The 11527-nt window shown below is 40.0% G+C and carries 11 protein-coding genes and 1 pseudogene; 7 read left to right on the plus strand and 5 right to left on the minus strand.

Annotation, left to right across the window (positions count from 1 at the left end):
* Positions 1–243: 243 nt before the first annotated feature.
* The 7 genes from JMX93_RS13975 to JMX93_RS14005 all read left to right on the plus strand — a co-directional run bounded on the left by JMX93_RS13975 (position 244) and on the right by JMX93_RS14005 (position 7496).
* Positions 244–870, plus strand: a complete 627-nt coding sequence (locus JMX93_RS13975; protein WP_058023641.1) for a TetR/AcrR family transcriptional regulator — start codon at positions 244–246, stop codon at positions 868–870.
* Between the two features lie 101 nt (positions 871–971).
* On the plus strand, positions 972–1625 hold the full coding sequence (locus JMX93_RS13980; RefSeq protein WP_058023642.1) for an HdeD family acid-resistance protein: 654 nt from the start codon (positions 972–974) through the stop codon (positions 1623–1625).
* A 106-nt stretch (positions 1626–1731) separates the two neighbouring features.
* Positions 1732–3693 carry an oleate hydratase gene (locus JMX93_RS13985; RefSeq protein ID WP_499205076.1) on the plus strand — a complete coding sequence of 654 codons (1962 nt, stop codon included), beginning with the start codon at positions 1732–1734 and terminating at the stop codon, positions 3691–3693.
* 857 nt (positions 3694–4550) lie between these two features.
* On the plus strand, positions 4551–4841 hold the full coding sequence (locus JMX93_RS13990; RefSeq protein WP_087813576.1) for a type II toxin-antitoxin system Phd/YefM family antitoxin: 291 nt from the start codon (positions 4551–4553) through the stop codon (positions 4839–4841).
* Complete coding sequence (locus JMX93_RS13995) at positions 4838–5092, plus strand: Txe/YoeB family addiction module toxin (RefSeq protein WP_087813577.1); 255 nt, start codon at positions 4838–4840, stop codon at positions 5090–5092. The genes JMX93_RS13990 and JMX93_RS13995 overlap by 4 nt, the downstream gene beginning before the upstream one ends.
* Positions 5093–5863: 771 nt before the next feature.
* Positions 5864–6556, plus strand: coding sequence for a VIT1/CCC1 transporter family protein (locus JMX93_RS14000; RefSeq protein WP_087813578.1), 693 nt, complete (start codon positions 5864–5866; stop codon positions 6554–6556).
* 238 nt (positions 6557–6794) lie between these two features.
* On the plus strand, positions 6795–7496 hold the full coding sequence (locus JMX93_RS14005; RefSeq protein ID WP_499205077.1) for an IS1 family transposase: 702 nt from the start codon (positions 6795–6797) through the stop codon (positions 7494–7496).
* A gap of 929 nt (positions 7497–8425) precedes the next feature.
* Here JMX93_RS14005 and JMX93_RS14010 read toward each other — a convergent pair.
* The 5 genes and pseudogenes from JMX93_RS14010 to JMX93_RS14030 all read right to left on the minus strand — a co-directional run bounded on the left by JMX93_RS14010 (position 8426) and on the right by JMX93_RS14030 (position 11364).
* Positions 8426–9394: a DNA-binding protein gene (locus tag JMX93_RS14010; protein ID WP_109592609.1), complete on the minus strand. Its 969-nt coding sequence runs from the start codon at positions 9392–9394 to the stop codon at positions 8426–8428.
* 135 nt (positions 9395–9529) lie between these two features.
* Entirely contained in the window at positions 9530–9826 is a 297-nt protein-coding gene (locus JMX93_RS14015; protein ID WP_227522864.1) for a hypothetical protein, read from the minus strand.
* Positions 9813–10099 (minus strand): annotated as a pseudogene (locus JMX93_RS14020) (BrnT family toxin). Before JMX93_RS14020 ends, JMX93_RS14015 begins: the two are co-directional and overlap by 14 nt.
* A gap of 8 nt (positions 10100–10107) precedes the next feature.
* The gene (locus JMX93_RS14025; protein WP_045448298.1) at positions 10108–10323 is read right to left on the minus strand and encodes a type II toxin-antitoxin system RelB/DinJ family antitoxin; all 216 of its coding nucleotides are present in this window, start codon (positions 10321–10323) and stop codon (positions 10108–10110) included.
* Between the two features lie 84 nt (positions 10324–10407).
* Positions 10408–11364: a replication initiation protein gene (locus JMX93_RS14030; protein ID WP_499205078.1), complete on the minus strand. Its 957-nt coding sequence runs from the start codon at positions 11362–11364 to the stop codon at positions 10408–10410.
* Between the last annotated feature and the right edge of the window lie 163 nt (positions 11365–11527).

The raw sequence follows: 11527 nt of genomic DNA on the forward strand, positions 1-11527 counted from the left end.
TATACGCTAAATCATTCTTCAACGTACCTAAAAGCTCTCTATAGGGATATTATCGAAACAGTTGTACCGCTTGAACATCGAACCTTTAAATTAATGCTTGGCAAACCAAATCTACTGCCGTGCGCTTACTACTACATATAATAATTACACAATAAAACAAAAAGATAATATAACTTAACATTTGATAATTGAACAGTTGGTTAATATAAGGATTAAGAAGCTTAACATAAATAAGGGAAGCCTGTGAAACGTGCAGAGCAAGAGCGCTCATTACAAACTAAAAATAAGATATTATTAGCAGCCCTTACCGAGTTTGCTTCAACAGGTTTTGATGGTGTTTCAACGCGCGCCATTGCTAAAAAAGCAGAGGTGAACCATACCTTGATTAGCCATCATTTTGGTTCCAAAGAAGCGTTGTGGAAAGCCACGGCAAAATTATGTTTTGAGATTTACAGTGAACACAATTTTGAGAAGCGCAGAAACATGCAAGATGCTGAAGCTCGTACTTTAGTGAAAGTGCTGTTAAAAGATTTTATAAAGTTTTGTGCCAACTACCCCGATATTCATCATTTTTTGATACAGGCTAATCAAGGAGATTCGGAAAGACTTGACTGGTTTGTCGAAAACTATTTACGCACTATTTATGATGAAGAGCTGGATATTATTCGAAGAGCACAAAAACTAGGATTGGCTCCTCAAGGAGACAGTATGCATATTCGCTACTTATTACTGGGTGCAGCCACGTCTATTTATACCTTTGCCCCTCAATTTGCAAGATTATCTGGGAAAGACCCTTTTTCTGATGAATTTATTGAGCAGCATGTAGACTATGTTTTAACGCTTTTCACGACCTGCGCCAAAAAGCTATGAGATAGATCACAACGATCTACCTCGTAGCTTTTTTGCATTAAAGACAATTAATATTATATCAAGCCGTTATTTTGCAACATACATAGATATCGAGATTAAAAATGAGTTCAATCACTAGAAATATCTTCGGCACCATCAATAAAACTATTAATCATTGGTATATTCCACTTGTCGTTGGCATTATTTTTATTGCCACCGGGATATATACCTTTGTTTCACCACTTGAGTCTTATGCTGCGCTCGCTATTTTATTCAGCATATCTTTCATTATTTCAGGCGCTTCTGAAATTGCATTTTCTTTATTAAATAAGGAGGTACTTAATAATTGGGGTTGGTTTTTAGTCCTTGGGATTTTAACGTTAATTGTTGGTGTTCTTTTGTTTGTTAACCCGGCAGTATCGCAAGCTACCCTGCTTTTTTATGTGGGTTTTTTAGTATTGTTTCGTTCCATTAGTGCTGTCAGCCATTCATTTGAGTTAAAAGAATATGGCTTTTCTGATTGGGGGTATTTAACAGTAATAGGGGTTGTCGGTATTGTTTTCTCCTTTATCTTATTATCTAACCCTATACTTGGTGGCATGACAGTTGTTATATGGACTGGCTTAGCCCTGATAACCAGTGGCTTTTTCAGCATGTACCTTGCTTTTAAATTAAAAAGACTAAAAGACTTACCAAATAATATTTCTAATGAACTAAGAAGTAGGTTCAATTTAGTATCACAAGAAATTAATAACGTATTAAACAGTAAACAATAACTACATTCTCATTTGGTCACTGACCTATAAATATTTAAGTTAATAGCAGCTTCATTTTAAAACAACACTGAGTCATAAGACTCTTTAACCCACTAAGGGGATAATAATGAAAAAGACTAATGAAAAACAAAAAACTATCGACAGCTTTCCACATCAGCCAGATGCTAATAAAGCCTATCCACACCACTACCCACAAAACACCTTGCCGTTTGCTGACAAAATAGGCAACTATCAACGCAATATCGGTAGACCAACCGACGCTTATAAGGACAGTAAAGTCTATATCATCGGTAGTGGTATCGCGGGCTTATCCAGTGCTTACTACTTCATTCGTGATGGTAAAGTACCGGCAGAAAATATCACCTTTTTAGAGCAACTAGAGGTGTCAGGCGGCTCCATGGATGGCTCAGGTAATGCTAAGAATGGCTACATCATACGTGGTGGCCGTGAGATGGAATTTACCTACGAGAACTTTTGGGATGTCTTCCAAGATATTCCTGCAGTAGAGATGCCAGAGCCATACAGCGTACTAGATGAATATAGACTGATTAACGATGATGATCCTAACTATTCAATCGCTCGTTTGGTACATCAGCAAGGTAAAATCAAAGAAACGAATGGTGTTACTCTAAAAAAATCTGACCAATTAGCATTGATACGTCTACTACTAAAACGCAAAGAAGAATTAGATGATGTGCGAGTCAATGATTACTTTAGCGACAGCTTCTTTGAAAGTAACTTCTGGATACTTTGGAGCACCATGTTTGCCTTTGAAAAATGGCACAGCTTGCTTGAGTTAAAACTATATATGCACCGCTTTTTGCATGACTTAGATGGTCTGCATAATATGTCGATGCTAGTATTTCCAAAATACAATCAATATGATGGGTTTATCGTACCGCTACGTAACTATCTCATCGAAAAAGGGGTTAAATTCCAATACGATACTTCGGTGACGGATTTAGATATTGAGTTTAATCAAGCTGATGACCATGAATCTGTTAAGGGTTCAGCTAATGAGCCAACCAAAACGGTCAAAGCCATCATTGCAGAAGTAGGTGGTAAGCCTACCCGTATTACTATTACAGAGAATGATTATGTAGTAGCAACCACAGGCACAATGACTGATGATACACGATATGGTGATAACGATTCTGCGCCAAACCTAGATGCTATGTTAGACAATCAAGGGCAATCAAAAGGTTGGACGCTTTGGAACAATCTTGCTCATAAGTCCAGCGTCTTTGGTCATCCTGGAAAATTCAATGGTAATGTGAATGAGTCTGCATGGATGTCAGCCACACTGACTTGTAAGCCTTCTGCATTGGTAAATAAGGTTAAAGAGCTGTCTGTTAATGATCCATACTCAGGTAAAACAGCGACAGGTGGTATCGTCACCTTTACCGATTCTAACTGGGTAATGAGCTTTACTTGTAACCGTCAGCCGCATTTCCCTGATCAACCAAAGGACACCTTAGTACTTTGGGTGTATAGTTTGCTGATGGATAAAGATGGCAATTATATTAAGAAACCAATGCCAGAATGTACAGGTAATGAGATTTTAGCAGAGCTCTGCCACCACCTTGGTATTATCAATGAGTTAGACGGCGTGGTTGACAATACCATTGTTAGATCTACTTATATGCCATATATCACCTCACAGTTTATGGTACGTGCGCAAGGCGACCGCCCTGAAATTGTACCGCAAGGTTGTACTAATCTAGGCTTAGTAGGACAATTTGTCGAAACTAGAAATGATGTGGTATTCACCGTCGAAAGCTCTGTTCGTACGGCTAGAGTCGCGGTATATAGCCTACTGAATATCAAAAAACAGGTGCCTGATATAGATCCATCGCAATATGACATTCGTCACCTATTACGAGCGGCAAATACGCTAAATGATGGCAAAGGATTTATTGGAGAAGGCTTATTACGTAAGCTATTAAAAGATACCTATTATGAGCATATCTTGCCACCTACCCATCTAGATAGTCAGGAAGAAACGAAGCGTAATGACTCTATTTTCTCAGAGTATTGGGAGTCTATTAAAGGTATTTGGCATAAATAAGCTCCTTTAGACTGCAACGCTTGTGGTGGCTTAAACGCTCAGTCACCATAAGATAGTGAAGGTGGTAGATGAAACTCTAGTAGTGATCTGTAGCTTGTAGCTGGCTATTTTAAATAGCTAAGGCAGTTACAGTTACTATGATGATTTCTCTATCACCTTTTTTTGTGCTTTTGTAATACATGGATCATGTGAGCTACACAAGACAGTCCTGTAGAAACCAAAATGGGAGATCTTAATAAGAAAAATTAATGATAATAACCCCTGCTATTGATTTAGTCGCCATTAAATTCACACCTAATGCTAGGAGTTCGATGTCTGTATAACGCACTGAACATGTTCCAATAATGGTGTTAAATCACTACTGAACCGCCCTGAGATTGTCGGAGACTCAACATCCTGAGAGAATACGACAATAAAAAAATAAAACTACGCCCTTTGATCTTTATTTAAAGGCATCACAACGCCATATAAAAATCGATTTAATGCAGTAAGGCTTGATAATAACCATTATATTGCATTCATAATTGCTTTTCTGCAAAATGGTATGAGTATATGAGTATATGAGTATATGAGTATATGAGTATATGAGTATATGAGTATATGAGTATATGAGTATATGAGTATATGAGTAAAATTTGTTTCTTTCGACAATATAAGGCGGCAAACGTGCCAAGAAATTTAAACTAAGATCAATATGTCAGCTTTCATATGTACGTTTTAAAAAGATACATGAAGACATATCAAATTATCCCTTTGCTTCTTACTAATATAAGTACAGATATAGTATATACTAGTATAACATTCAACCTATAATGATAGGTCATATAACCAACATAATTAAACGTGGAGTAATTATTATGGACGTTGTGAACTACACTGATTTTAGAAAGAGCTTAGCAAAGTATATCGATAAGGTAGACACTGATAAAGGCCCGATATTAATTACAAGACAAAATGCTAAACCGACGGTATTAATGAGTTTAGAAGAGTTTAACTCGTATGAGGAAACACTGCATCTTTTAAGCAGCCCTACCAATGCCAAGCGTCTCAGACGCTCTATTGCTGATGCTAAAGCTGGTCGCTTGATTGAACGTGAGATTGATGCCAAAGATATGCCACTCACTTTTGATGATGAGGTAGACGCTTGATACTATCTTGGACGGAAGACGCGTGGGAGGACTATGAGTACTGGCAAAGAACCAGTAAAGAGAAAGTCAAACAGATCGGTAAGCTGATTAAAGCCATCAAACGTGACCCATTTAAGGGTATTGGCAAACCTGAACCACTCAAACATGACCTTGCAGGCTACTGGTCTCGTCGAATTGATCAAGAGCATCGGCTGGTTTATGAAATTCAAGATGATGCGATCATTATCGTCCAGTGCCGTTATCATTACTAAGCAAAGGTATAACAGCTCAAAAAGTGCCTGATTTATAATTAGGCACTTTTTCATAGTGATAGGTAGTTAGTTAATGTCCAGAAACGTTCTTTAATTCTTGAGACATCTCAGCAATCAACTGACGCGAGTACTTAGCCACGATTTGTATTTCAGAATAGCTATGGTCAACCTTTAAGAGACTTGCGATGATTTGACGCTTCTTAGTAACGGGTCTACGGCTTCTATGTTTATTTTCTGCTTTAGCCTAAGTAATTTAAAAATGCCCTAGATATTAAAAACCTAGGTGGTGTGTCAGAAAGTATGCTGGGGAATAAAGGAGGGTGACAGCCGAGGCAAGATGATATATTTGAGTAGATATCAGCTGCCCCGACTGTCACAGTCCCGGTTTAAAGAAACACCGATATTAACAACGTCACCTAAGGAAAGTAAACTTCATACCTCAGTCTTCTACACTATATAAATAGTAGCATATAGAGCTTTCTCGACTCATAAGATTTAAATAAACCCATAGTAATTATAGATATTAATAATATTTCGAGTACTATAATATTGAGGGATCCACTACCTAATAAGTTATAGTGCAGATTGTATAGGTTAACTGATCTCTAATATCGCTCTCAAATTCGGAACTGAATCTTTAACTTGATTAAAATTTGAACAATTCTTGAAGCCTTGAAAGCCCTATAGAATCAGAGAACTTAGCATAGATTTCTTATTGATTTTATCGCCAGCATACTTTTTAGAACACCACCGTATTTTTTGAGGATGTCTATGTCATACTCTATTCACGATGAGCCGCACCTAAGTAACCGGAGTCAATGGCTCAGAGCAGCGGTACTTGGCGCCAATGATGGACTCATTTCTACCGCCAGTTTACTGGTTGGTGTTGCCGCCGCAAACGCGAGCAGCCAAACCTTATTACTGACAGGATTGGCGTCACTGACTGCAGGGGCTTTATCGATGGCGGCTGGTGAGTATATCTCTGTGTCCTCACAAGCAGATACTGAAAAGGCTGATTTAAAAAAAGAGCTTTACGAGCTGACGCATAATCCTGAGCGGGAGCTTGTCGAGCTGACAACAATTTATAAACAGCGTGGACTTGATCAAGACTTAGCACACCAAGTTGCTGTCGCCTTAACTGAGCACGATGTACTTGAGGCTCATGCTCGTGACGAGATAGGGCTAACTGAAATCAGTCAAGCAAAGCCCCTGCAAGCTTCCATTGCCTCCGCATTGGCCTTTAGTACTGGTGCCATATTTCCTGTCATCGGCATCTTGGTGTTTCCAGCCCAGATCCTTGTTTGGTCATTGGCCGCGCTGACCATAGTCGGCTTAGTCCTACTTGGCATGGTATCGGCGCGCTTGGGCGGTGCACCCACTCTCCCTGCTGTCACTCGCGTCGTCGTGTGGGGTGTATTGGCCATGGTCGCAACATCACTTATTGGGCGATTACTTGGGGTGTAGCAGATTCAATTTAAAAGTATGACAGTTTTATTTTCAAATGACTAGAACGGTTTAGAGCCCAGTTTATTTTTAGCGCTCATTACTTTTTCGTAACGCATCCTAGAACGATACGTCTGTATCAGCGCGCGTTTGTAAGTAAAGACCTATTAAGGTATTCAAAAAGTGGTGGTGTGTCAGAAAGTATGCTGAGGAGATGAAAGGAGGGTGACAGCCAAAGCAAGATGATATATTTGAGGTTATGAAGACACAAATAGATATCATATGCCCCGACTGTCACAGCTCCAGTTTTTCGATACACGGCAAAAAAAGCTATGGCAAGCAGAACTATCAATGTAAGGACTGCAAACGCCAGTTTATTGGCGATCATGCCCTAACTTATAACGGCTGTCACTCTAGAATAGAAGATAAAATACGGCTAATGACAGTGAGAGGCTGTGGCATTAGAGACATTGCTATTATAGCCTCAGTTAGCATTGGTAAAGTGCTTAGCACCATAGGCTCATCTGTTTATAAGATTGCGCCTAAGAAGCGCTATTATGAACGCTTAGAGGTTGATGAGTTTTGGACTTACGTGTATCGCAAGAAGCGTAAAGTTTGGCTTATTTATGCTTATGACCGCGCTACCAATGAGATTGTCGCTTATGTCTGGGGCAAACGTGACCTGAAAACAGCTAAGAAGCTAAGAGCCCGTCTTAAACAACTGAAAGTCAGCTATGGCTCTATTAGCATGGATAACTGGGATAGCTTTATAACCGCATTCAAGCCTGACAAGAAACAAATCGGCAAGCAGCATACGGTAGGCATAGAAGGTAATAACTGTCGCCTTAGGCACCGATTGCGACGAGCCGTTCGAAAGACCTGCTGCTTCTCAAAGAAGTTTGATAACCACTTTAAGGTGTTTGATTTGGTATTCTTCTATGTCAATTATGGCTATGTCTGATGCCAGCATACTTTTTAGAACACCACCAAAACCTAATCTATATGACAAACAAAAAAATGCCTCTGGGAGTTGACTCCTAGAGGCATTTAGTTTTTAATGTAATTAACGGTTACAGTGTGCGTCAACACCCTGTAACGAACAAATAAGCATACGCAGTGCGTTATTTGAACAGCATTAAATGCCCGTGTAGGTGCATTTTATCCAAAATATGCTTTCATATCAACCTTATTCACTATACATTTTAAAAACTGCTTGTTCGCTCGTTACCTCCTTGTGCTGCTCTCTCTGTAATTGTTACCCGTCAAATGGGTGGCAGGCCTCAGCGACGACTGCGTTTGACATAAGGGTGAGCTCCCTACAGGGGTGACTAGACAAAGGATCAGAGCAACGCAATGAGTGGTTACTCGTGCATATCGTAGCGGTATATTGGGTTTAGGCCCTTGCTAGCGTATGACAGCACAGTAGCGGTTAAGAGCGTGTCTAGGCGGTGCTATCAGCCGTAATCTTAACAACCGTAGCTTGATACAGTGATACGGTCTTGATGACGCGATGGGCGATGAAGTCGGCATGACTAATCACATCAAATCCAAGGAATGCACTAAAGCGTTTGTGAGTATTTTTTTACTCATAAACGCTTTAGGGTGAGTGTTCCTTGAAATCTGCTCAAGGCTCCAAAATCAGCATAAATTCACTTAGGCTAATTTAAGTAGTATATAGCCCACTCGGCTATATACTATAAGAGTCCAGAGAAAAATTTAGAATAGTTATTATACAGCAGTCACTTATTCAGTGAGTCGATATTGTCATGGTTGATTCATAAGCTTAGTGTGAATAGAACGAGATCTATGCCTTGGGTAAACTACCTCCCAAACTTATAACTGTTCTTTATCTTGAAATCCTAATTAAACTGAAACCTCGAATACTTTTATTTAGTCAGCATCCAAAGTATTATCTTTGTTTTGAATAAGTATCAGAGCATCTTGTGCTTTCTTAAGTTGATCTTGTAACAGAGTCACTTGTTCTTGCTCCGATAGGTGATGGCTTGATAGCTCGCTATACTGCTTATTCAGTACGCTATGCTCAGCTTCAAGCTTAGCCTGTGTTTGGGTCAGCTGATCGTTGAGTCCTGATAGCTTGTTACGCTCAGCGACTATGGCCTTTAACTCCCCTTTGACTTCTGCTGTGTCAGTCGCTATCTCATTGCGTTCAGTGGTGACTTTCTTTAGCTCATCCTTAGTCGCGATCAGTTCTATTTGCAGACGTGAAATTTCTGCTTTATCGCTATGAGCAGTGGCTTCAAGCGCGGCCACTTTTGATAAGTTGACGTTAAGCTCTTTTGCTTGCTGATCAAAGCTGCTGCGCAGCTCTGCAAGTTGCGCTTGGGCTGCATCTGTTTTAGCTTGCTCAAGCTCAAGCGCGTGCTGAGTATCACTGAGCGTCTGTAACAACGTGTCACGCTCAGCAGTCACTTGAGCTGCGGTGATAGCGGCTGCCTCTGCGGTTGCTGTGACCTCATCGAGCTGCCCTAACAGATCAGCTTGCTCACTCTCTAGGGTCTTAACCGCCTCTTGCGCCTCGTCTGTCTCAGCTTGTGCCTTGGTCTTAATGCTCTCTAGGGCTTCACGCTCTTTCACCAACCGATCATTGGCGATATCAATAGCCGTTTGCCACATATCCGCACCAAGCGACTGTAAGCGCTCAGCAATGCCACTTGGCAGCTCAACCTGTCTTAGCTGCTCTTCTTCTTGATTATCCTGACGCCAAGACTTCATCGCCTCACTGATGGTTGTGAATGAACCACCGCCCAAAGCCTTACGCACCTCAGCTAATGTTGGCTTAATTCCTTGTTCTTGCAATTGGTCGGCAGTAGCATGAATTTGCTGAATAGTGATGGCCATGATAATTGTCCTTAACTTTGTATGAGTAGATATGTTGTATTATATGTATATAGTATAATACAACATACAACATACTACAATGCAAGATGTAAAAAAACCTCAAGTAATCTTGAGGCTATGGTCGTTAAATTATGGCTAGTGATCAGTTAAGTACTCTTCTAGCGCATTATTGATCATTTCTTGATAGTCACCACCTGTTTGCTTGGCTCTATCCTTAAACTTAGCAAGGATGCTTGGGCTGATGACACTGGGTTCCGTAGAGGACGCTTGCGTTCTGATACTGCCACGGATAGCACCTGACCAGTCGGTGGCTTCTGGAATGTCGGATAGATCAATGTCGTCATCGCTAAGCGTGGCTAAATGCTCTAAATCTGCTTGCTGCTTGGCGGTTAGTGGCGGTAACTCGTCTATGTGATAGCTAACTTTGTTCATACTGTCTCCTTTCACTCTTTGTGGCACGCCTAGCAGAGATAATGCGTATAACCTCGCCACCATCTATGTCTGTCTGCGTATGGGCTACTAATAAGACTGCTATGCCGTCTACTGTACCCAGCGCCTGCCACCGCTCCTCACCATTTTCATACCTGTCTTGCTGACGCAGGCATAAAGGATCTAAAAAACCCGGGTAGCTGCCTCAAATGATAAACGGTGTTTGCACTGATTGGTGATGTTTTTTTGTTCATCCCATTCAAATCTAATACTCATCTTTTCTCTCAATCAGTATGCTCTTTATAGATTGGCAATTCATCTTGACTGACAGCTGCTACTTTCTGATACTCAAAAGATAGTGGCACTTTATTGGTTTGCGCCACTTGGGTCAAAAATAATTTGATCGCTTGAGACGGTGTTAATCCATAGCTTTCAAATACCGAAAAAGCATTTTCTTTTAGCTCTTGATCGAGCCTAATATTATAATTAGTTGTCGTCATAACATCACTTTTGGCTTATTTATGTACATATAATATAAGCCATTTGTATAGGCTACGCTAGCTCAATTACTCTTTTTTTCTTTGCTATGATTTCTGCTTAGGGAACGTATAGCCTATCGCCAGTAAGTGCTTTTTGTGGGTCTTTAAAAAAGCCTCATCTCTTAATTGAGTGTGTAACCAACTAATAACCTCTTGAGTGCTTTTACCTGATGGTGCGTAACTGCCAAACGGTGCGTAGTTGGCCAACAAAGGGGCAAAACGATCAATTTGTTTAACGGTTAGAGGTGGGATATCTCTATCCTCATTATTCTGATTTAAGTCCTCCAGACTTTTTTTCTTGGTAGGCTTCGCTTTGACATTAAATTTTAGTCCCGTGACGGTGCGACCACGTTTGACGTTTTCATAGGTGATTTTAACATCTGATTTTTCTGTTATTTCTTCAACGCTTGGGTTTATGACTCGACTTTTTAGGTTGTTAATACGTTCGTAAGATTTAGAAAGAGCTAGCTCCTCTCTAATTTCTTCAAGTGACATTGTCCACGAGCTCATTGCCTCATGTTTTTTGGCCAGATGGTATATATCTATTGAATATTCACCCTTCAGTTTAAGTACATCTTCTTTTTTATATTTAGTGAATGGATTATTTTCATCAAAAACCTTCAACATCAGTAGCACTTCATCTGTAAAACATAGAGACACATAGCCATCTTCATATATTGATCTGATGACCCACTGTACATTGACACGGCTACCGCGTTCATTTCTATAGCTAAAAAATCGCCTCATCATCGTTTCACTAGCATCTTTTAATTGAGTATAAGCAGAATCCACTTGAATGTTGCAAGCCTCTGCAAATGCTTTCGCGGTTATCTCTATAGTGTCTTTTTCAGTGGCATCTATCAAACGCACTACTGAACTAGCAAGCAACAGCAACCGTTTTTCATCAAGTGTCATTTCATAAAACGCTTGTAGAATACGATTTTGCATAACAACCCAATTTGCAGGGTATTTCTTCTCATATAAACCAACTTGGTTAGTCATATCTACGCCTTAATGCTCAAATCTATCTAATTGTAGCATAATACCTGCTGATTGTAGCTTTTAACCTAGCTGATTGTAGCTTTTAACCTAGCTGATTGTAGCATTAACCTAGCTGATTGTAGCTTTATAGATCTTGAAGCCCTTAATTGGTAAGGTCTGAGAG

It is taken from the genome of Psychrobacter muriicola 2pS (assembly GCF_904846535.1).
Classification (GTDB): domain Bacteria; phylum Pseudomonadota; class Gammaproteobacteria; order Pseudomonadales; family Moraxellaceae; genus Psychrobacter; species Psychrobacter aquimaris.

What these genes read in the sequence shown, in the direction of transcription:
- JMX93_RS13980 (WP_058023642.1), top strand. Translation starts at nt 972, where the DNA reads ATGAGTTCAATCACTAGAAATATCTTCGGCACCATCAATAAAACTATT.
- JMX93_RS13985 (WP_499205076.1), top strand. Translation starts at nt 1,732, where the DNA reads ATGAAAAAGACTAATGAAAAACAAAAAACTATCGACAGCTTTCCACAT.
- JMX93_RS13990 (WP_087813576.1), top strand. Translation starts at nt 4,551, where the DNA reads ATGGACGTTGTGAACTACACTGATTTTAGAAAGAGCTTAGCAAAGTAT.
- JMX93_RS14000 (WP_087813578.1), top strand. Translation starts at nt 5,864, where the DNA reads ATGTCATACTCTATTCACGATGAGCCGCACCTAAGTAACCGGAGTCAA.
- JMX93_RS14005 (WP_499205077.1), top strand. Translation starts at nt 6,795, where the DNA reads ATGAAGACACAAATAGATATCATATGCCCCGACTGTCACAGCTCCAGT.
- JMX93_RS14010 (WP_109592609.1), bottom strand. Translation starts at nt 9,394, where the DNA reads ATGGCCATCACTATTCAGCAAATTCATGCTACTGCCGACCAATTGCAA.
- JMX93_RS14015 (WP_227522864.1), bottom strand. Translation starts at nt 9,826, where the DNA reads ATGAACAAAGTTAGCTATCACATAGACGAGTTACCGCCACTAACCGCC.
- JMX93_RS14025 (WP_045448298.1), bottom strand. Translation starts at nt 10,323, where the DNA reads ATGACGACAACTAATTATAATATTAGGCTCGATCAAGAGCTAAAAGAA.
- JMX93_RS14030 (WP_499205078.1), bottom strand. Translation starts at nt 11,364, where the DNA reads ATGACTAACCAAGTTGGTTTATATGAGAAGAAATACCCTGCAAATTGG.